This window comes from Mesorhizobium sp. M0698, assembly GCF_040320455.1.
In the GTDB taxonomy this organism is placed as follows: domain Bacteria; phylum Pseudomonadota; class Alphaproteobacteria; order Rhizobiales; family Rhizobiaceae; genus Mesorhizobium.
This window is the reverse complement of sequence record NZ_JAMYPQ010000018.1, coordinates 118,206-139,273: the sequence shown is the minus strand read 5'-3', so window position 1 is coordinate 139,273 and position 21,068 is coordinate 118,206. Positions and strand designations below refer to the sequence as shown.

The following is a 21,068-nucleotide window of genomic DNA, read 5'->3' as shown; positions in this document are numbered from 1 at the left end:
CCGCTAAACACGGGGGCTGCGCGGCGGACACGCCGACGTCACCGCAATGCCACGCCATTTTGCAGAACTTGACGCACACAACTGTCAGTCGCCTTTGGATCATGGGCGTGAATTCGCGGGGCGGACGAGCGGCCGCTTAAGATCAAAACTCGGTCGCTCGAGGTAATTGGGTTTTGACCTCAGCGATACTCGAAGATCGACCGGAAAATCCCGGGCGCTATCACCGATAGCGGATTGACCTCCAGGTTCGGCTTGTTGGCGTTGCCCTTGAGCCTGTAGGTGACGCCGATCAGGCCGCGGTCGCGGCCGTTGCCGAGCAGTGCGCCGATCAGCGGCAGTTCGCCGAAGATGCGGTTTACGCCGTAGGCCGGCATGAACGTGCCGGTCATGTCCATATTGTTGTTCTGGTCGTAGAGCGTGCCCTGGAAGGTGGTGCCGATGCGCGAGCCGCGCAGCACGCCGTTGCGCAGCTTCAGATAGCCGCTGCCCTTGTCGATTTCGCTGAAACCGCGCTCGAAATTCACCCTCGACGTGTCGAGATTGCCTTTGACCGCCTCGTTGAGGCTGCGGCTGTCGCCGGCCGGCGTCGTCGACACGATCGAGGCGAGCTTCGGCTCATTAACGATAAAGAAGTTCTTGGCGTCGACCTGGCCTTTCATCGGCCCGTCGCCGGCCCCGGTGAGCGCCAGCGTGATCGAGCCGCCTTCCATATGCTCGTAGATGTTGAGGAAGCGCAGTATGGCGCCGGCGTCGGCCGACTTCATGTTGAGCGTGCGCAGGCCGCCGCCGGTCGTGTTGCTGATGGTGATGGCGGCTCCCGAACTTGCTGTGGCGCTCACCTTGAGCCCGTTCACCCGGGAGCCGGCGGCGCTGTAGTCGAGCTTCAGATTCGACAGCACCTCGTCATGGAAGCCGGTCAGGGAACTGACGTCGGCGCTGACCGAGATCGCATCGACGCCAGTGGTCTTGGTGGCGGTGTCGACGTCGGACGTGAATTGCTTGATCAGCGAGCGTGCGTCTAGCGCGCTGCCGCTGACCTCGACAGCATAGGCCTTGCCCGACCGCTTCACCGAGACGGCGACGTCGTCGCCCCTGTTCAACGTGACCTTGCTGAACCGGGCCGAGGACAAGGCGCCGTTGACCAGCACCGCGCTGCCGTCGATGGAAAAGGTCTTGCCATCGAGTTCGAAATTGGAGAGCGTCGTGGTGTCGCCGGTCTTCGCCATGGCGAAGACGACCTTGGCGGGAATGCCAGGCCCCTTGCTCCAGCCGGCCCAGGGAATGTCCAGCCTGGCATTGGTCAGGTCGGCCGACACGTTCTGGTTGCCGGTGCCACTCTTGTCGATCGCCACCTTGATGGTTCCGGAAAGCAGCGTCGACAGGCCAGGCATGGCGGTGGCGCGCGTCTTGTCGTCGAGCACCAGCGCCACTTTACGACTGCGCGGCGGGCCGCCATCCCTGAGCGGCTCGATCAGGTCGAGCTCGGCCGGAATGCCGTTGAGCAGCGCCTTCGCCGAGATCACCGCCCGGTCGGGCGCGACCGTGATCGAGCCGTCGGCATGGCTGACTGTCTGGCCCTCGAACGGCTTGCCCAGCGACAGGTCCTTGTAGTCGAGCGCCACCAGCCAATCGAGTTTGGAAGAGTCGACACCGGACTGCAGCGGAATATCGGCCTTGACGTGGCCGGTCACCGTGCCGGATAGGTCGTCCGGCAGCAGGCCGACATGGCGCATGGCGTTGATCGGGTCAAAGGATGCCAACTCGGCGATTGCCGGCGCCTCGCCGGCGACATCGATGTCGAGCGCGCCGATCACCGGCGGATGGTTCGCGGCCTTGACGGTGAGCGTGCCGTTGCTCGCCGCCACCGTGCGGCCGCTCGGCATATAGACGCTGCCCGACGACAGCGCGACGTCGACGTCATTGCCGTGGAAGCCGACGACGCCAACGGCATCGCGGATCGGCGGAATGCGGCCGGCCGTGTCGAAGCGCGATCCTTCGACCTGGAATCGGCCGAACACTTCATCGGCGGAAAGCGGCACGCCGTTGCCGAGCCGTCCGGGCACGACCTGGAACTGCAGGCTGCCATCGACGACGCGGCCGCCGAACAGGTTCTTAAGCACCCACAGCCTGGCATTGCGCGCCGAAAACCATGGCCATAATTGCTTGACGTGCGAGACCGGCATGTCGTGGACATTGAGCGCCACCGATATGCCCGGCGCCTGGTTGGCGACGAATGAAACCGAAGCCGTGCCCAGCACTTCGCTGCCCGGTCCGGACCGGACGCCGATCTGCTCGGCGACCAGCTTTTGGCTCGTCGGCTGGTAGACGCCGGCGATACGGGCAATGAAGCTGAGTGCCGGCTCCGGCGAATCGGAAGGCGCCAGGGTCGAACCGTCGCTGGTCAGGTCGTAACGATAGGATGGCTCCTCGCCCGCTGCGCCGGTAGCCGGCTTCGGCCCGATCGAACCGGCGAAATCGAAGGTCGAGCGGCCGGTTTTCACCAGCAAACTGTCGACCTGGATTTTGTTCGACCCGGCGACGAGTGTTGCATCGAGATCGATGTCGGCCGGAAGCAGGCCGCGCGAACCGAGATCGAGCACCGATCCGGTCAGTGACAGGGCAGCGGTCAGCCGCGAACCGTTGTCGCCGGTCCCTTCCGACCCCGCCAGCTTCAAGGCGATCGCACCCAATTTGCCACCTGCCGCAGTGTCGGCATCCGCTGCCTGGATGCTGGCGTCCAGCGTGGTGATGCGTCGCGTCGCCGGATCGCGGGTGGCGGAAGCGGCGATGGTAAGCGCCCTGCCGTCGACATCCGCGTCGGATGAAAACTCCATGCTTCCCGGTCCCGACTGCGAGACGGAGGCCTCGGCGATGGTGACCGACTTGACGGATCCGGTCTCGGGCAGTGCCAGTTCGACGTTGCGCAGATCGATCTGGCGCATCGAATCCTCGCGCACCGCGTCGAGCGCGCGGTTGAGGTTGGCGAAGACGGCGGCGGAAAGTTTTTCCGGATCGATGAGGCCGTCCTGGTTGCGCAGCTCGGCCGTCCAGTCGCCGCCGGACGGCATTGCCGCCATGACGATGTGCGCGTCGGAAATCCGGGCGCTGGTCAGCCGTACCTCGCCCGAAAGCAACGGGATCAGCCGGATGCCGAAGCGGACCCGGCCTGCATCGGCCATTGGTTTTCCGTCGGCGGTCTTGAGGCTGACGTCGCTGACCTGCAGCGCAATGAAGCTCGACCCGTCAAGCGTCAGCCGTGCCGGCCCGACGGCAACGTCGACATCGAAGCCGGCCAATTTCTCGATTGCCGTTTCGGCTTCCGCGCGAAGCCGCTCCGAGCCGAAGCCGGACACGCCGATCGCATAGACGCCGGCGGCAGCCAGCAACACAAGGGCGACAAGGCCGGCAAACAGCCGCGCCATCATACGGACGCCGCGACCGATCGACGCCTGGCCGAGCGGCGGGACGCGGCACGCGGACGGAAAGGTTCCCAGGTCGGTGATCTCGTCACGCCTGAACCTGATCTTCTCGTGCTGCGGTAGCTCCTGATCCACGCAATCTTCCGTTGAAACGAATTCGATCGTGGACGAATCCCCGCTCGACATTATATCGATGCAGCCTGGCGCGTAACCTCAAACAAGGGCATCGATATGGCTGACCTCGACGTGGGCGATGTTGCGCCGCAGTTCGATCTTCCGCGCGACGGCGGCGGTTCACTCAGCCTCGCCGCATTGCTGGGAAAACCCATCGTACTCTATTTCTACCCACAGGACGACACCACAGGCTGCACCAACGAGGCGATCGGCTTTTCGCAGTTGAAGCCGGAGTTCGAAAAGGCCGGCGCTGTCGTCATCGGGCTCTCGCCGGACAGCGTCAAGAAACACGACAAATTCAAGGCGAAATACGATCTGAGCGTCGACCTTGTCGCCGACGAAGAGCGCAAAGTGATCGAGGCTTACCATTTGTGGGTAGAAAAGAAGCTCTACGGCCGCACCTATATGGGCGTCGAGGGGGCGACGTTCCTAATTGGCCGGGACGGACGCATCGCCAGGATCTGGCGCAACGTCCGCGTCAAGGGGCACGCCGAAGAAGTGCTGGAGGCGGTTCACGCCCTTTGAGAGCTGCGCCAGGCCGCTGCAATTCGATACCCGTTTTGCGCGAAGACCTTTGCCTGTCGTTCGATCCGGCAAAACTTTGTTAACCCTAATAATGTGTAATCAGGCTCGTCGTTGGTGTCGTAACGAAAGCTTGGTCCCGTGAACGTAGCCAGTCAGTCAGCGGTCTTCGGCAGACGCAAAGAGCCCCACACGGTCATCATCGCCCGGGGCGACCAGATAAGGCATTTCACCATACGCCCGTGGCTTGCGGCATTTTGCGGCTCGGCGCTGGCGGCGATCGTCATTGGCTACCTGCTGGCGACCTCCTATCTGGTGCTGCGCGACGATCTGATCGGCGCCACGACGGCGCGGCAGGCGCGCATGCAGCAGGCCTACGAAGACCGCATCTCGGCGCTGCGCAGCCAGGTCGACCGCATCACCAGCCGGCAGCTACTCGATCAGCAACTGATGGAAACCAAGGTCAGCGAATTGCTGGAACGGCAGAGCCAGCTCAGCCTGCGTCACGGCCGCCTCGGCCCGATCCTCGAACGAGCCGAAAACGAGGTCGCAACGCCGCCCGTGCCGGCGGCAAAGCCGGACGAACATGCCGACGCGACCGGGAGTATCCAGCCGACGGCGTATACTGTCGCCAGCCTTGCCGCTCCTGTGGGCGTTGACGACACTAGGCCGTTCTCGCTGTGGTCGACCCGCGCCGATCCGCTGCCGAGCGAAAGCGCGGCCGACCGGGCAGACAAGCTCTTCGTTTCGATCAACAACTCGCTGAAGGCCATCGAGAGCCAGCAGCTCACCCGCATCGCTACACTTGCCGACAATGCCTACAAAAGCGCCGACGCGATCTCGCAGGCGCTCGAGGCCGCCGGCCTGCCCGTCGATAGCGAATTCGAAAAGAGCGACGTTGGCGGCCCGCTGATACCACTCGACAGCTCGTTGGTCTTCGACAGCAAGGTCAAGGAGTTGGACGAGGCTCTTGACGCGCTGGATCATCTTAAAAAGGAAGCGCGCCGGCTGCCGCTCGCCAACCCCGCCCCCGGCCGCAGCGTTACCAGCCCGTTCGGCGTGCGCACCGACCCCATCCTCGGCACGGCCGCCTTGCATTCCGGCATGGATTTCAGGGCGCCGATCGGTATGCCAGCCAAGGTCACGGCAGCCGGCTTGGTCGTCAAGGCCGGCTGGAACGGCGGCTACGGCCGCATGATCGAGGTCGACCACGGCAACGGTTTTGTGACGCGTTACGGGCATCTCAGCGAAATCGACGTCGCCGTCGGCCAGAAGCTCGATGCCGGAGACATCATCGGCAAGACCGGCAACAGCGGCCGCTCAACCGGCCCGCATCTGCATTACGAGGTCCGCCACAACGGCGAGGCGATCGATCCGCTGCGGTTTTTGACCGTCGGCAAGAAGGTCGAGCGGTATCTGTAGAGCCGGCGATTCATTCGGCGTGAAGCCTGGCGCGCGGCCAACCGCCCGCCAGGCGATATCAAAGATAGATCGCTTTCAGCCCTCAGCAGCAGCCATGAACGCGCCGAGCCGCCGGTTGAACGGCTCACCGGTCTGCTGAACGCTGTGCCCCGCGCCGGCGATCACGGCACGATCGGCACCAAGCACGTTTTCGAGCACGTCGCAGACGGCGTCGAATGCTGCGCTGTGCCCGCCGGATACCACCAGTTTCGGGAACGGCGCATCGGCAAGTTGCCGAAGCGGAATTTCGGCCTCCCATGGCCCGCGTTCGACGACGAGCATGGCCGCGCCTTGCGCGAGCGGGGGCGGCAGCGGGTCTGGCAATTGTATCGCCGAGCCGACCAGATGGAGGAACTGGCGCAAGAAAAGCGCGGGATCGTCGCGGGGTCCGCTTTGCCAGTGGGTCTTCAGGCGCGTCACGAGTTCATTCACGGCAACATCCCCGCGCGCAAGGTCAAAGGCCGGCGGCTCGATCACCGTGAGCGAACGGATTGCTCGCGGGCGCATCGCTGCTGCAAGAAGAGAGATGACGCCGCCATAGGAATGCCCGACCAGATGGACGCGGCTTTCGTCCCAGAGGTCATGCGTCCGATCGAGGAATCCGGCGACCAGTCTGGCGTCGACGACGAAATCCTCGCGTTCGGCAGGGGAACTTGATCCGTATCCGGGCCGGTCGACCACAACCAGCTTCCAGCGCTCCGCAAGCGGTTGCTGGGCGGACCATGTCATCATGCCGTTCGTGACGCTGCCGTGGACGAACAGAACCGGCGGCCCGTCGCCCCGCACCTCATAGCCGAGATCAATCCCGTCGAGGGTCAGCTTCGGCATCGCATCTCCTCCCGCAGACCGGCGAGAGGAAGTATGCTCCCTGCAACGGAAAGGCGCAACGAACTCCGATCCCTGGCCGGCTCACAGCCGGGTTCCGAAATGGGCTTCAGGGCGCTGATCGGATTGCCGGCCAAGGTCATGCCTGGCTCCCGTCCAGCCGGTGGCGCTTCATACTGGAAAATTGCCAGAGTTGGCCCATCCGCCGGCGGGCGCGAATTCGCCGGCGTTAGAAGGACCTTGGCCACAGGCGAATTATTTTTGAATTCCATTTGACTGAATAAATCTTCAGTGCCAGTCTGGCCTCTCTCGAGGGCACAAGGCATGGCACTGCGGGGAACCAATCAGGAGTTCGGGCGGCCGTATAACCGGCGCATCGTGCTCGAATCCATCCGCCTTCACGGACCGATCGCCCGCGGCGAAATTGCCAGGCGGGTCGGGCTCACCGTGCAGACGGTGTCTACCATCGTTCGCGAGCTGGAAGAGCACGGTTACGTGTTGTCGCTGCGCGAAGAGCCCAAGGGACGCGGCCTGCCACCGGCAACGCTGCGCATCAATCCGGAAGGCGGCTATGCCGTCGGCATCCACGTCACCCCGCTGGGCATCAATGCCGCCCTGATCAACCTAAGCGGCGATGTTATCGAGAGCACCTACCGCGAAGCCCCAAATGCAACGCCCGACCACGCTTTCGAGCTGATCGGCGCCATGGTGCTCGAATTGACGGCATTGCGGCCCGGTGGCCGCGTTCTCGGCATTGGCATGGCGCTGCCCGGACCGTTCGGCGTGGAGTCCATGAGCTTTGTCGGGCCGACCACCATGACCGGCTGGAAGGATGTGGCGCTGCGCGAGCGGCTGGCCGCCTCGACCGGACTGCCGGCCTTTTTCGAAACCGATATGGCGGCGGCTGCTATCGGCGAGCGCCTCTACGGCCTCGGAACGGCATATTCCGAGTATTACTATCTTTATTTCGGCGTCGGTCTCGGCGGCGTCATGGTGCATGACGGGGCGGCATTGCGCGGCGCCTGGGGAAACGCCGGTGAAATCGGCCACATTCCCGCAGTGCCGGGCGGCGAGCCCTGCCCGTGCGGCAATCGTGGCTGCCTCGAACGGTATCTCTCGCTCGAAGCGCTGCGGCGCCGCAACATCGCCGACGCCGAGTGGGTGAGCGAGATTGCGCCGATCTTCCGCAACGCCGTCACCATCATCGAAAACCTGTTCGATCCCGAAACCATCATCCTCGGCGGGCTGGCGTCCACCGAGCTGCTCGAAAGGCTTGCCGGCGCGGCCGCGCACCTGCCCAATTCGGTCTCGGCGCGAAGCGACCGCGCGACCCCCCGCGTCCGCGTCGCGCGCGGCGGCCAGCATGCGGTGTTGCGCGGCGCCGCCGCGCTTGCCGTCTCAGGAGTGCTTTCGCCGCGCTTCGGCCAGATCTTCACCGCCGAGCGCGAACGCGGTCGGGATCTCTTGCATAACAAGGGGATCGCAGCATGAGCGAACCGCTGCTGGTGCTCGACAACGTAGCCAAGAATTACGGCGCCATCGAAGCGCTGAAAGGCATCAGCTTTTCGATCGACAAGGGCGAAGTGGTGGCGCTTCTGGGCGACAACGGCGCCGGCAAATCGACGCTGGTCAAGATCATTGCCGGCGGCCTGGAGCCGTCCTCCGGCCGCATGCTGTTCGAAGGCAAGGAATTCCTCGCCAAATCCCCCGCCGAGGCCAAGGCCGCGGGGATCGAGACGGTCTACCAGGACCTGTCGCTTTGCACCAATGTCGACGTGGTCGCCAATTTCTTCATGGGCCGTGAGATCACCAGGAAGGTTCTCGGCATTCCAGTGCTCGACGAGCGCGCCATGGAGCAGGTGGTGCAAAAAGCCTTGGCAAGCGCGGGCACCCGCATTCCCTCGCTTCGCACCAATGTCGAGCACCTCTCGGGCGGTCAGCGACAGGCCATCGAGCTCAACCGGTTCGTGCATTTCGGCGGCAAGCTGGTGCTTCTCGACGAGCCGTTCGCAGCGCTTGGCGTCGAGCAGACGCGGCGCGGCCTCGACATGATCCGCCAGGTGGCGAGCCAGGGCATCGGCGTCGTCATAATCACTCATATCATGCAACAGGCCTTCCAGGTCGCCGATCGGATCGTGGTGATCCGGCAAGGCGTCGTGGCGGGCGACGTCGCACGCAACAAAACAAGTCCCGACGCGGTGATCAACATGATCACCGGAGAGACGCTCGCCGGTGCCGGACCGACGAACTGAGGGACAAACGAGGGGTCCGGCGCAAGAGGAGCGAACGACATGAAGAAAATACTTCTTTCCGTCTTCGGTATCCTGGCACTGGCCTTTGCCACGCTCACGCCGGCATTCGCCCAGTCCAAGGGCACCGTCTACTACATGGTGCCGACATTGCTCGATGAGTTCCAGACCGGCTCGGTGAGCGCGCTGGAATTGTTCCTGAAGCAGGTCGGCTACGAGATGAAGACGCTGAACGCCGACAACAAGACCGACGCTCAGCAATCGCAGATGAACGACGTCATCGCGCTGAAGCCGTCGGCGATCATTCTTGCCGCCGTCGATTTCAATGCGCTGAAACCGTCGATCGAGGCCGCCCGCGCCGCCGGCATCCCGGTCGTCGAGTTCGACCGCCAGATCACCTCGACCCCGTCCGACTTCACCTCGGTGGCCGGAACCGTCGAGATCGGCTACGTCGCCGCCGACCAGGCGCAAAAGCTCCTGACCGCGAAAAACGGCTCGGTGAAGGGCAAGATCCTGCAGGTGCTCGGCGATCCGGGCGACCCCTACACGCTCGATATCCAGAAGGGTTTCGAGGAGAAGATGAAGGCGTTCCCGGACGTCAAGATCATCTCGCTGCCGGCCATGCAATGGGCGGCGGATGCAGCCGGGACCATCGTGAACGACCAGCTGCTCGCCAACCCCGACATCGACCTGATCTTCAGCCATGCAGCGCATCTTTCGGTCGCTGCCGTCGCCTCGCTCGAGGCCGCCGGCAAGAAACCGGGCGACGTCATGCTGATGAGCTCGAACGGCGCTCCGGTCGGCCTCGACCTGATCCGCAAGGGCTGGCTCAACGTCGAAGTCGAGCAGCCGCTCTATGCCCAGGCCGCGGCGGTCGCCATGTTCATGGACAAGGTGGTCAACAAGCAGGAGATCAAGCCCGGCGAATATGATGTGCTTGGCCTGAAATCGACCCTGACCAAAGAAGCGTGGGGGCCGAACATCAAGATCCCCGGCGCTGCGATCACCAAGGAAAATGTCGATAACCCTGCCTTCTGGGGCAACATGAAGCCGCCGACCGAAACCATAAAGCCGGTCGAATAGCAAACTCGCCAGAAGCTCCGGGCCATTGCCGGCCCGGAGCCCAGCCCTGCAGCCCCGGTGCGTTCAAACGGACGCGCACGGGTATGCTGCAGCAATTTTCAACCGCGCCTGATAGTCCGAAGACCGAGTGGTTTTTCGGGGTCGGCGCCAACCGGATCCTGAGATGAACCCCCGCACGCGCCAAACCCTCGAGTTCATCCTCGACAATCTTGTCTGGTTCATGCTGGTCTTCGTGCTGGTGGTCTTTTCCATCCTCATCCCGAACTATTTTCAGCTCGGCATTTTTGCCAACATCATCGAGGCGTCGAGCGTGCTCGGCGTCATGTCGATCGGCTTGGCGCTGGTCATCATCGCCGGCCATATGGACCTGTCGGTCGAATCGGTGGCGGCGCTCAGCGCCATGGCGGTCGGCATCCTGTTCTGCTCGTCGGGCATCGGCCTTGGCATCCAGTTGCAGCCGCAATGGCTGATGGTTCCGGTTTCGCTGCTCATCGCGCTTGCCGTCGGCGGCCTCATCGGCGCCTTCAATGGCTACCTGGTGGTCAGGGTCAAGATGAGCGCTTTCATCATCACCCTGGCATCTTACATCTGGGTGCGCGGCCTGGTGCTGGTTATCTCCGGCGGCCGCTCGGCGCAGGACCTTACGCCGGCAATCCGCTGGTTCGCCATTCAGCGCCTGGGTGGCCTGCCGCTGACTGCCTGGATCGCCATTGCGTGCTTCGTGGTGTTCTCGCTGATCATGGCCAAGACGCCCTTCGGCCGGCACCTGATCATGATCGGCGGCAACGAGACGGCGACCTTTCGCGCCGGCATCCGCGTGAACCGCAACCTGGTCATAGCCTTCGTTCTCGCCGGCGCCATTGCCGGCCTTGCCGGCTGGCTGCTGGCGATCCGCACCTCCGGCGCGACAGCTAATCTCGGGGTCGGCCTGTTGTTCAATGCCTTCGCCGCGGTCGTCATCGGCGGCGTCAGCCTGAAGGGCGGCGTCGGCACCTTGCCCGGCGTCTATGCCGGCGTGCTGCTGCTCTCGGCCATCAACACGGCGATCAATTTGATGGGCCTGCCGGCCAACTTCACCCAGGTGATCCACGGCCTGCTGGTGCTCGCCGCCGTGCTGCTCGATGCGTTCAAGCAAACCATCCGCCAGAGGCTCGCATGACCGGCCGTCTGGAAGATAAGGTCGCGCTGATCGTTGGAAGTGCGCGCGGGATCGGCAAGGGCATCGCACAACGCTTTGCCGAAGAGGGCGCGACGCTTGTCCTGGCCGATACCGAGGCTGAGGCCGGGCAAGCGACTGCGGACGAGCTCGGCGCCGCCTTCATCCGCACCGACATCTCGCAGATGGCTGATGCCGAGGCTGCTGTTGCACTGGCGCTCGACCGTCACGGCCGGCTCGACATCATGGTGCAGAATGCCGGAATCTATCCCTGGCAATTGCTGGAAAACACCAGTCCCGACGATTGGGACCGGGTCATGGCGGTAAACTTGCGCGGCAGCTTCATCGCTGCTCGCGCCGCACTGGTGCCAATGAAGGCACAGCATTTTGGCCGCATGCTGTTCACCTCCTCGATCACCGGCCCGCATGTCACCAGCCCCGGCCACGGCCATTATTCAGCGACCAAGGCCGGCATCAATGGGCTGATCCGTTCGGCTGCGCTCGAATTCTCGGGCTACGGCATTACAGTCAACGGCGTCGAGCCCGGCAACATCCTCACTGAAGGCATAGAGCAGCATCGCGGTGCGGCCTTCATCAAGAACATGGAAGACGCCATCCCGCTCGGCCGTCTCGGCAGCCCTCGCGATGTGGCCAATGCCTTCCTGTTCCTGGCCTCTGACGATGCCAGCTACATCACGGGCACGACCATCATCGTCGACGGCGGGCAGCTTTTGCCCGAGGGCAAGGATTTCCGGCTGCTGCCGCCATGACCCTCGATTTCGGCGGCGGTTTCTTCCTGCGCCGGGCGACCACTGCCGATCATGCAGCGCTTGCGATGATCTGTCTCAAGACCGGCGATGCCGGCAAGGACGCCAGCGGCCGCGAGGACGACCCGGAACTGCTCGGCCTCCTCTACACTATTCCCTACCAGGTGCTCGAACCCGAGCTGGCCTTCATTGTCGATAGTCCCGCAGGTGCGGCCGGCTACCTGCTTGGCGCGGCCGATACGGGCGCTTTCAATGCCAGCGTGGCATCAGACTGGTATCCCGACCTTCAGCGGCGCGTGGCAGACCCCGGACCCGACAGCTCGCGCTGGCGCGGCAGCGACTGGGCGCGGCATCGGGTCCATCATCCCGATTTCGCTGTTCCGTCTGCGCTGACCGCCTATCCGTCGCACGGCCACATCGACCTGTTACCGCAAGCGCGCGGAAGAGGCATCGGCAGGCGCGCCATGGAATTTCTCGGGCAGCGCCTTGCCGCGAGCGGCTCAACCGGCATCCACCTCGAGGTCATGCCGGAGAATGATGATGCGCTAAGGTTCTACGAGGCGATCGGGTTTGATGTGCTGCAGGACGCTGATCCGCCGAAGCATCGCATCTTTGTTGCAAAACGGCTTGCTCATGCGGCGGAAGCTGCAGGCTGAGCGCGGCAGGCAATTCCATGAGTTGCACGGAACACGGTGACCGGGAGGTTTATAGAAGTACAATGCTGCGGTGCTGCAGCAACGAGCTACCCCGCGTGAACACCTTTGCCGCACGGAACCAAACCTTCGTCGCGGCAATGGACATGGAAGGGCCGCCGCATCAACGCGGTGCGGCTAATCAGAGTCTTGGCGGAGCGTCTACTAGTCCAGTTGTGAGCGGAATAGGAACATCCGTACGCGGTTCCCCCGCCACAATCGAGAACACATAAAGCAGATAGATAGCTAATACCAATAGCGCGAGGAATGAGCCATTGGCGAAAATTCCTGCAACCGTGGTGCTGCGATAAGGTTCAACTTTTTCTTTCTTAAAGATGTCTTCTTCGCTACGCGTTGTCTTCACAACCCGTTCGCCTGGAAGCCGGTTTTTTTCAGCCTCCTTCGATATCTTGTCTGCGAGATCTCCCGCGATCACGGCATCATTCGGAAGATGACTCGTAAGCCATCCAGGAATATTTTCGCTCCCGCCCATGCCCATGCGCAAGTGAAATACTGCAAGTTGTAGCTTTCGGCAATCGTTTCCCTCATGAGAGGCAAGCAGATCAGACTTAAGTCCCTACGGAAAGACAGTTCGAATCAGACCAAAGTCCGAGTAGCACAGTGGTCGGATGCGTCTCACCTGGGCAATCAGCTTGAGCGGTGTAGCCCAAACTGAACACATCGAGGAAAATGGTGGGCGATGACGGGCTCGAACCGCCGACATCTTCGGTGTAAACGAAGCGCTCTACCAACTGAGCTAATCGCCCGCCCCGGGCCGGACCTTTAAGCAGTTAGGACCGGCTTCGCAAGGCCAAATGAGCGGCGAGTGGCTTGGCCGGGAGCCGGTTTCGGCAACAAAGTTCGGCTTGTCAAAAAACCTTCTCCTGTTTGCTGTTATGCTGTCCGGGTCCGCTTGACACCCGGTGGCTTACCCCTTATCCACCGCCCCAACGACGAACACGGCTGACACGTGCTCGTCCATGCGCGGGTGTAGCTCAGTTGGTTAGAGTGCCGGCCTGTCACGCCGGAGGTCGCGGGTTCGAGCCCCGTCACTCGCGCCATTTCTCCTTTGGGGTCACGTCCCCTTGATGTCGGAGAAATGTCGACGTTGATTTGTCAAAAATCATCTTCTTTCGTGACCCGGTCTAGGTCCATTCCTTTCGAATTCTGGCATTGATCCTCATCCATCGACCTGCCCGCCTGTTTGTGGTCAAGCCAGAAGACAATAGCTTCTCGGACAAGAGTCGGGTCTAACCCATTCGCTCCCGCTTACAGTCTCATCCCGCAGTGCCGGGCTTCACCCCTCGGCGAGCAGCGCCTCGACCTCCTGCAGCGTCGGCATGGACGGCGCGGTGCCCGGGCGCGTCACCGAAATGCCTGCGACGGCGCAAGCGAAGCGCACCGCCTGCAGGGGTTCCATCCCCCTCGACAGCGCCGCAGCCAGGCCGCCATTGAAGGCGTCGCCCGCACCCGTGGTCTCGATGACCGGGCCGGCGGCGACCGCTGCGACATGCTCGGAACGGTCGGCCGTGTGCAGCAGCGCGCCCTTTTCGCCGAGCGTCACGATTACAGCGCCCACGCCCTTCTCGAGCAGGCTGTCGGCGGCACGGCGGGCATCGTCGATGGAGGATACCTTGATGCCGGTCAGTTCCTCGGCCTCAGTCTCGTTCGGCGTGACATAGTCGCAAAGCGTGTAGATACGGTCCGGAAGCCTGGCCGCCGGCGCCGGGTTGAGGATGGTGGTCACCCCTGCCCCGCGCGCGATCTCCAGCGCCCCCAGCGCCGCCTCGATCGGCTGTTCGAGCTGGGTGACGAAAACGCCGGCCGCGCGGATCAGGCCGGCATTTGCCTCGATATCGGCGGGCGAGATCAGCATCGCCGCACCAGGGCTGACGATGATCGCGTTGTTGCCGCTCGTCTCCTCGATGAAGATATAGGCGGCACCGGTGTAGCTTTCCGGCGTGTCGATGACGGCGCTCTTCACGCCGGCGTGCGACCAGGTCTGTCTCGCCATATCGGCAAAGGGATCGACGCCGAGGCGGGTAAGGAAGGTGATATCGGCGCCGAGCCGGCCGGCTGCCACCGCCTGGTTCGAGCCCTTGCCGCCGGGGCCGAGCGTGAAGGACGTGCCCAGGATCGTCTCGCCCATGCGCGGCTGGCGGGCGGCGCGGTAGGCCGTATCGGCGACGAAGACGCCCAATATGACAACCGGCTTCATGACGATCGGTTTCGCCGGCATGCCGCTACTCCGCATCCGGTGGCACGACGCCCTTGCGGAACGCAAAACAGCCATAGAAGCGGCGCTCGCCGGTCTGGATGACGCAATAGGCCTTCTTGGCGCGTTCGTAGAAGGCGTAGCGCTCGACCGAGATCATCGGCCAGGCCTTGCCCTCGGCGGAATCGATCTCTTTTTGCACTTCCTGCTGCACGGCGGGAATGTCGTCCGGCTTGCCGACGATCTCCATGCGCGCGGCCGCGTCGTCGACGAAGGTGTCCAGCGGATAGAGCGACAGTACCGCCTTGACCACGTCGGCCGCCGACGCATCGATGCGCAGCAGCCGGCCAAGCACGGTCTGGCGCGCCACCGAATCGGACGGGAAATTGGTGTCGGCGATAATCAGATCGTCACCGTGGCCCATCGCCCGCAGCGCCTGCAGCACATCGGCATTGAGCAGCGGATCGATTCCTTTGAGCATGGTATTCCTCGCGAAGTTTGCTGGGGCGAAATCAGAGACGCTTGCCGGTCTCTGCGTCGAAGAGATGCACCTGGTCGAGCCGCGGTTTCAGGTGCAGTATGTCGCCCGGCTTGAAGTCGTGGCGCTCACGGAACAGCGCCACCATCTCGCCCTCGCCGAAGCGCAGGAACACCAAAGTCTCGGAACCGGTCGGCTCGACCACCGAAATCTTCGCCGGAACACCATCGGGATGGATTTCGAGATGCTCGGGCCGCACGCCGTAGACGACATTACGGCCATCCTCGACGGCACTGGTCGCCGCAATCGGGAACGGCGTCCCGGCGATCTCGACGACGGGCTTGTCGCCCTTGCGCACGACGCCCTTGAGCAGGTTCATCGAGGGCGAGCCGATGAAGCCGGCGACAAACAGGTTGGCCGGCCGGTCGAATAATTCCAGCGGCGCGCCGACCTGTTCGATGCGACCGTCGCGCATCACCACGATCTTGTCGGCCATGGTCATGGCCTCGATCTGGTCGTGGGTGACGTAGATGGTGGTGGTCTTCAGCCGCTGGTGCAGTTCCTTGATCTCGGTGCGCATCTGGACACGCAGCTTGGCGTCGAGATTGGAGAGCGGCTCGTCGAAGAGGAACACCTGCGGGTTGCGCACGATGGCGCGGCCCATGGCGACGCGCTGGCGCTGGCCGCCAGAGAGCTGGCGCGGATAGCGCTTGAGGTAGGGATTGAGGTCGAGGATGTCGGCGGCGCGCTTGACCCGCTCAGTGACCACCGCCGGGTCGGTTTTGCGCAGCTTGAGAGCAAAGGCCATGTTCTGCTCGACCGTCTTGTGCGGATAGAGCGCGTAGTTCTGGAACACCATGGCGATGTCGCGCTTGGCCGGCGGCAGATGGTTGACGACGCGCTCGCCGATGGCGATGGTGCCGCCGGAGACCGTTTCCAGCCCGGCCACCATCCTCAGCAGCGTGGACTTGCCGCAGCCGGAAGGCCCGACCAGCACTACGAACTGCCCGTCGGCGATGTCGACGCTGACATCGTGCAGAACCTTGACGGTTCCGAACGCCTTGGCCACATTGCGGATCGCGACTTGAGCCATCATTCCCCCTTCAGTTGCCGTGAAGCTAAACAACGCAAACGGCGAGGGCAAGTCAGTCTCTTATAGATAAAAAACCCATTCACGTTGACACCGCACTTCGTTGTGCGAATAGTGACAGTGTCCGGCTTATGACCCTGTTCCGGGCGCACCGGTACGCTTGTCCGGCACTGAATGCCAAGCGTCGCGGGAGGGAGAATTCGGGCCGCTATTTACGGGAGTCGCTGTCGTTGGGGAACATAATCGGCGCTCCACCATCTGAACCAATTCACAATTGACCTTCTGGGAGGAACGAAATGAAAGTCAGCCTTTATAACCAACTTGTCCGCGCCGGGGCCACCCGCCGCGACGTGCTGAAGGGAGCGGCCAGCATGGCCGCCCTCGCGGCGGCCTCAAGCGCCGGACTTGGTGCGCTGACGCGCACGGCTGCGGCCGCCGACGACCTGCGTGCGCAGATCCTGCAGATCCCGGGTGTCGGCAAGGGTCAGCCGACCGATGCCGACTTCCAGCAGGTCGGCGAGCTTTGCCTTGGCGCCACCAAGGCCAATGTCAAGGAAGGCGAATTCGCCGGTGTCGAACTCACCTTCATGGGCCTCAACAACCAGAACCTGCACAATGTGCTGTTTCGCGGCTTCCTGAAGCCGTGGGAGACCTATACCGGCGCCAAGATCAACTGGATCGACCTGGCGCAGGCTGACTACAACGCCCGCCTGCAGCAGTCGATCGCGACCGGCACCGTCGATTTCGACATCATCGAAATGGGGGCACCGTTCGAAGGCGACGTCTGCGGCAAGGGTCTCACCTCCGAGATGCCGGACTGGGTCAAGGACCAGATCGACATGAAGGATGTCGTGGCCTATCTGCAGCCGCCGGTGGGCACATGGGACGGCAAGCAATATCGCGTGACCGTTGACGGCGACGCGCATAACTTCAACTACCGCACCGACGTGTTTGCCGATGCCGACCTCGCCAAGGCCTGGAAGGACGGCGGCGGAGAAGGCGAATGGGGCGTGCCGAAGACCTGGCAGCAGGTGCAGGCGGTGACGAAATTCCTCAAGGGCAAGCAGGTGAAGGGCCAGGATGTCTTTGGCTATCTCGATGCGCCCAAGCCCTGGGGCGGTTTCGGCTTTTATTTCCTCGGCAGCCGCGCCAGCGCCTACGCCAAGCATCCCGACGACAAGGCCTGGCTGTTCGATGCCGACACGATGAAGCCGCGCGTCAACAATCCGGCATGGGTGCGGGCGATCCAGGACGTCATCGATGCCCTGCCCTCCGAACCTGCCGACCAGATCAACGCCGACCCGAACACCACCGCCTTCCAGCAATTCTTGGCAGGCACCGGTTCGATGGTTACCTGGTGGGGCGACGTCGGTTCGAACGTCAAGACCAACGATTCCTCGGTCGTCGGCGACATCACCGGCTTCTCGATCCTGCCGGGCTCGGACGATGTCTACAACTCCAAGACCGGCCAGTGGGACAAGCTCGCCAGCGGCCCGAACCATGCACCGAACTGCGCCTATCTCGGCTGGGGCGTTTATGTCATGGCCCGCGTCGACAGCGACGAAAAGAAGAAGAAGGCGGCATGGTCTGCCGCTGCCCATCTCGGCGGCAAGGACCTGTCGCTCTGGTGCGCGGCCTATCCGTCGGGTTTCCAGCCCTATCGCAACTCGCATTTCAACATTCCGGAATGGGTGGCGGCGGGCTACGACGAGGCGTTCATCACCTCGTATCTGAAGTCGGAAGCCGACAGCTACAACCATCCGAACGCGGCGATCGAGCCGCGCATCCCCGGCATCTTCCAGTACTACAGCGCCGCCGAGGACATTTTGGCCAACACCTTTGCCGGCAAGATGAAGGCGCAGGAAGGCGCCGACGCCATCGCAGCCGCCTGGGAGAAGCTGACCGACCAGATCGGCCGCGACAAACAGGTCAAGCTCTACAAGGCCTCGCTCGGCATGTAGGCTGAGATAGTGAAACTGGTTCGGCGGCGCACAGCCGCCGGACCTCACCTTGACCGACTTGGCCTCGACCGGCTCGGCCGGTCATCGAGCCTCCTGTGAACGGGCAAGAACGCGTGGCTGACCGGACCCTGGCTGACCAGACTTTGTCGACAAGTGAATGGCCGGCAGGCGCCGTGCCATCCGACCTGATACCGCGGAGCCGCAAACGGCTTGGCTGGGCTCTGATGGCTGCTGCGACGCTCGGCCTTCTGGCGGTGATCGCACTGCAAATCCTTTACAAGAGCGATGTCGATGCTATCGGCTTCGAAACCTGGCGGCCGGTGGTCTACGCCTATGTGCTGTGGGGTGTCGCACTCGGCATCGGCCAGGTGCTGACGCGCGGCGAGGACGGCCAGCGCGCGCTGTTCCTGCTGCCGGCGCTGCTGTTCACCATAGCCATGGTGATCTTCCCGACGCTGTTCGGCTTCTACATCGCGCTGACCGACTGGAACCTCAGTTCCTTCAGCGGACGGCAGTTCAACGGGCTCGACAATTTCTGGCAGATGCTGAACGACGCCTATTATCGCAACGCGCTGTTCAACATGGTGCTCTACGTGCTGGCGGTGTTCGTCGAATATGTCATCGCCTTCGGCCTGGCGCTGCTGCTCAACGCGCAGATCCGGGCGCGAAAATTCTTCCGCGTCGTGTTTCTCATGCCGCTGATGCTGTCGCCGGTGGCGGTGTCGTGGATGATCGGCAAGTCGCTGATGGAATACCGCTTCGGGCCCGCCGCGACGCTGGCGCGCCATCTCGGCTGGGAAAACCCGGCCTTCTTCTCAAACCCGATCACCGCCCGCATCTCGATCATGGTGCTCGACGCGTGGACGTTCATCCCATTCATGATGATCATGCTGCTCGCCGGCCTGCAGGCGATGTCGCGCGAGGTGCTCGAGGCAGCGCGTGTCGATGGCGCGACTGCCTGGCAGACCTTCTGGCAGGTCACCTTCCCGTTGATGCTGCCGGTGTCGGTGACAGCGGTCATCCTGCGCATCATCTTCAAGCTGAAGCTCGCCGACATCATCATCACCGTCACCTCCGGCGGCCCGGGCGGCGCGACCGATTCGGTGTCCAGTTTCATCTACCGCGAATATCGCGACCGCTCGAACGTCGGCTACGGCACGATGCTGGCGATGGCCTATTTGATCATCATCATCGTGTTCGTGACCTGGCTGCTGAAATTCGCCAGCCGCTTCGTGCGCAACGTCAACTGATCGGGCCGGCGAGATGAGCGTTCAAACCACCGACTTTGCCGCCTCCGAAATCCGCTCGCCGGCGGCGTTCTTCGCCAACCGCGTCTTCATCTACGGCGCCCTCATCTTTTGGGCTTTCATCTGTCTGTTCCCGATCTATTGGACGATTACCACTTCGTTCAAGACTGCGGTCGACGTCACCCAGGGCCATCTGATCCCGTTCGTCGACTTCCAGCCCGACTGGAAAGGCTGGCGGTCGCTCGGCCTGTCTCCGGACTCGATCTTTCGGACGTCGACGGTTCGCGACGAGTTTATCAAGCGCTTCATGAATTCGGTTATTACCTCGGTCGGCGCCTCGACCCTCGCCATCGTCATCGGCAGCCTCGCCGCCTATGGGCTGACCCGCTATCGTTACAAGTTCGCCTGGTTCAGGAACGAGGATATTTCCTTCTTCTTCCTGTCGCAGCTGATCCTGCCGCCGGTGGTTTTGGCCCTGCCCTTCCTCGTGCTTTACCGCGAAGTCGGCCTGCTCGACACACGCGTCGGGCTGATCCTGCTCTACACGCTGATGGTGCTGCCGATCGTCATCTGGATCATGCGCGACCAGTTCAACTCCATCCCGGTGGAGTTGGAGGAGGCAGCACTCGTCGACGGCCTGTCGATCTGGGGCGCCTTCTTGCGCATCGTCATGCCGATCGCGCTGCCGGGCATGGTCGCCGCCTTCATCCTGGCGATGGTGCTGTGCTGGAACGAGTATTTCTTCGCCGCGCTTTTGACCTCGACCGACGCAAAGACCATTCCTGTCATGGTGGCCAGCCAGACCGGCTCACAAGGCATCAACTGGTGGTCGATGGCAGCGCTTGCCACCGCCGCCATCACACCGCTCGCCGTCATCGGCATCGCGCTCGAGCGTTACCTAATCATGGGCATGACAGCGGGCGCGGTGAAATAACTGCGCCGGCTCTCCCTTCTCCCCTTGTTGCGGGAGAAGGGAAAAGCGCGCTAACCCGAAAGTGTTGCCCGCAAATGCTCGAGGATCATGGCCACCCCTTTTTGCCCCAATTCCGCCGAGGCTTCGGGCGCACTTGCCGTGTACCAGCCGGTGTTGTCGGCGAAGCGGCCGGCATCCACCGCTTCCGGGCACAGCGCCAGCATCAATGACGTCTCGCCGGTGCCGGCATGGTCGAACGGGTACCGGCTGTGCATTGAAGCCGGCATCAGCGGATGCACTTGCACCCAGTTGAAGAAATTGCTGCCCTCGTCGTGCTCGGCATAATAGTCGGCCATCGCCGGAGAGCCCCACCAGCCTTCGCCACGTTCTTTCTCCAGGAAGCGGAAGATCGCCTGCCGGCCGGCGGCCTTGAAGGCGAGATCGGTCGGCATGCCGGCGGCAAAATTTTCGGTCTGGTGGTGAATGATGGCGTGGATGTTGCGGAAGCCGATGCGCAGCAGGCTGTAGAACAGTTCTTCCGCAAATGGCGCCAGCACATTGCCGCCGACCTGCACCGAACCACTGCCTTCCGGTGCTGCAACCGCATAGCTCGCCGCGCCGTAATAGAAGGGCGGCAGAATGACGATCTCTGCTTCTTTTTCGAACAGTTCCAGGCTCTTGACCACCGCCAGCGTGTCCATTCCGACGGCCATGTGCTCGCCGTGATATTCGAGCACACCGAGCGGCAACACGACCGGCCGGTTCTCGGCGATCGCCTTGCGGATCTGGTGCGGCAGCATCAATTCGTAGCGCATG

The 21,068-nt window shown here is 63.0% G+C and carries 18 protein-coding genes and 2 tRNA genes; 12 read left to right on the top strand and 8 right to left on the bottom strand.

Translation table 11 applies throughout. The annotated features are described in order from the left end of the window. Positions 1-179: 179 nt before the first annotated feature. Positions 180-3,554 carry a hypothetical protein gene (locus tag NKI16_RS27320; RefSeq protein WP_352571433.1) on the bottom strand — a complete coding sequence of 1,125 codons (3,375 nt, stop codon included), beginning with the start codon at positions 3,552-3,554 and terminating at the stop codon, positions 180-182. 96 nt (positions 3,555-3,650) lie between these two features. On the opposite strand from NKI16_RS27320, the gene NKI16_RS27315 reads away from it, so the two are divergent. Then, positions 3,651-4,118, top strand: a complete 468-nt coding sequence (locus NKI16_RS27315; protein ID WP_352923902.1) for a peroxiredoxin — start codon at positions 3,651-3,653, stop codon at positions 4,116-4,118. A gap of 138 nt (positions 4,119-4,256) precedes the next feature. Next, positions 4,257-5,537 (top strand): M23 family metallopeptidase, encoded by a 1,281-nt coding sequence (locus NKI16_RS27310; RefSeq protein ID WP_352622773.1) that lies wholly within the window; start codon positions 4,257-4,259, stop codon positions 5,535-5,537. Positions 5,538-5,612: 75 nt separating this feature from the next. On the opposite strand, the gene NKI16_RS27305 is transcribed toward NKI16_RS27310, so the two are convergent. Continuing rightward, complete coding sequence (locus NKI16_RS27305; RefSeq protein ID WP_352575968.1) at positions 5,613-6,404, bottom strand: alpha/beta fold hydrolase; 792 nt, start codon at positions 6,402-6,404, stop codon at positions 5,613-5,615. Between the two features lie 321 nt (positions 6,405-6,725). Here NKI16_RS27305 and NKI16_RS27300 point away from each other — a divergent pair, with 321 nt between their 5' ends. The 6 genes from NKI16_RS27300 to NKI16_RS27275 all read left to right on the top strand — a co-directional run bounded on the left by NKI16_RS27300 (position 6,726) and on the right by NKI16_RS27275 (position 12,312). Continuing rightward, entirely contained in the window at positions 6,726-7,892 is a 1,167-nt protein-coding gene (locus NKI16_RS27300) for an ROK family transcriptional regulator (RefSeq protein WP_352827832.1), read from the top strand. Next, the gene (locus NKI16_RS27295; RefSeq protein ID WP_352456627.1) at positions 7,889-8,653 is read left to right on the top strand and encodes an ATP-binding cassette domain-containing protein; all 765 of its coding nucleotides are present in this window, start codon (positions 7,889-7,891) and stop codon (positions 8,651-8,653) included. Before NKI16_RS27300 ends, NKI16_RS27295 begins: the two co-directional genes overlap by 4 nt. A 39-nt stretch (positions 8,654-8,692) precedes the next feature. Next, on the top strand, positions 8,693-9,733 hold the full coding sequence (locus NKI16_RS27290; protein WP_352571438.1) for a sugar ABC transporter substrate-binding protein: 1,041 nt from the start codon (positions 8,693-8,695) through the stop codon (positions 9,731-9,733). Positions 9,734-9,896: 163 nt separating this feature from the next. Continuing rightward, positions 9,897-10,892, top strand: coding sequence for an ABC transporter permease (locus NKI16_RS27285; protein ID WP_023674669.1), 996 nt, complete (start codon positions 9,897-9,899; stop codon positions 10,890-10,892). Beyond that, positions 10,889-11,659 (top strand): SDR family oxidoreductase, encoded by a 771-nt coding sequence (locus NKI16_RS27280; protein ID WP_023674668.1) that lies wholly within the window; start codon positions 10,889-10,891, stop codon positions 11,657-11,659. Before NKI16_RS27285 ends, NKI16_RS27280 begins: the two co-directional genes overlap by 4 nt. Further along, positions 11,656-12,312, top strand: coding sequence for a GNAT family N-acetyltransferase (locus tag NKI16_RS27275; protein ID WP_023674667.1), 657 nt, complete (start codon positions 11,656-11,658; stop codon positions 12,310-12,312). Before NKI16_RS27280 ends, NKI16_RS27275 begins: the two co-directional genes overlap by 4 nt. 178 nt (positions 12,313-12,490) lie before the next feature. Here NKI16_RS27275 and NKI16_RS27270 read toward each other — a convergent pair whose 3' ends face one another. Continuing rightward, positions 12,491-12,853, bottom strand: coding sequence for a hypothetical protein (locus NKI16_RS27270; RefSeq protein ID WP_156937277.1), 363 nt, complete (start codon positions 12,851-12,853; stop codon positions 12,491-12,493). Positions 12,854-13,039: 186 nt separating this feature from the next. Further along, positions 13,040-13,115, bottom strand: a tRNA-Val gene (locus tag NKI16_RS27265). A gap of 217 nt (positions 13,116-13,332) precedes the next feature. Between NKI16_RS27265 and NKI16_RS27260 the strand changes: the two genes are divergently transcribed. Beyond that, positions 13,333-13,409 (top strand) — tRNA-Asp (locus NKI16_RS27260). Positions 13,410-13,645: 236 nt separating this feature from the next. On the opposite strand, the gene rbsK is transcribed toward NKI16_RS27260, so the two are convergent. The 3 genes from rbsK to NKI16_RS27245 are packed head-to-tail and all read right to left on the bottom strand — an operon-like array spanning position 13,646 to position 16,134. After that, on the bottom strand, positions 13,646-14,587 hold the full coding sequence (rbsK, locus tag NKI16_RS27255) for a ribokinase (RefSeq protein ID WP_031211227.1): 942 nt from the start codon (positions 14,585-14,587) through the stop codon (positions 13,646-13,648). A 4-nt stretch (positions 14,588-14,591) separates the two neighbouring features. Then, positions 14,592-15,044: an RbsD/FucU family protein gene (locus NKI16_RS27250; RefSeq protein ID WP_352622784.1), complete on the bottom strand. Its 453-nt coding sequence runs from the start codon at positions 15,042-15,044 to the stop codon at positions 14,592-14,594. Between the two features lie 31 nt (positions 15,045-15,075). Continuing rightward, entirely contained in the window at positions 15,076-16,134 is a 1,059-nt protein-coding gene (locus tag NKI16_RS27245; protein ID WP_023674664.1) for an ABC transporter ATP-binding protein, read from the bottom strand. A gap of 293 nt (positions 16,135-16,427) precedes the next feature. On the opposite strand from NKI16_RS27245, the gene NKI16_RS27240 reads away from it, so the two are divergent. From NKI16_RS27240 to NKI16_RS27230, 3 genes are all read left to right on the top strand, one after another. Continuing rightward, complete coding sequence (locus tag NKI16_RS27240) at positions 16,428-18,092, top strand: ABC transporter substrate-binding protein (RefSeq protein ID WP_023674663.1); 1,665 nt, start codon at positions 16,428-16,430, stop codon at positions 18,090-18,092. Positions 18,093-18,220: 128 nt separating this feature from the next. Next, a complete protein-coding gene (locus NKI16_RS27235; RefSeq protein ID WP_292654234.1) occupies positions 18,221-19,342 on the top strand; it encodes a carbohydrate ABC transporter permease in 1,122 nt (373 codons plus the stop codon). Positions 19,343-19,355: 13 nt separating this feature from the next. Continuing rightward, positions 19,356-20,273, top strand: a complete 918-nt coding sequence (locus tag NKI16_RS27230) for a carbohydrate ABC transporter permease (protein ID WP_352622786.1) — start codon at positions 19,356-19,358, stop codon at positions 20,271-20,273. A gap of 50 nt (positions 20,274-20,323) precedes the next feature. Here NKI16_RS27230 and NKI16_RS27225 read toward each other — a convergent pair whose 3' ends face one another. After that, positions 20,324-21,067 (bottom strand): creatininase family protein, encoded by a 744-nt coding sequence (locus NKI16_RS27225; RefSeq protein WP_352622788.1) that lies wholly within the window; start codon positions 21,065-21,067, stop codon positions 20,324-20,326. Position 21,068: the final 1 nt, after the last annotated feature.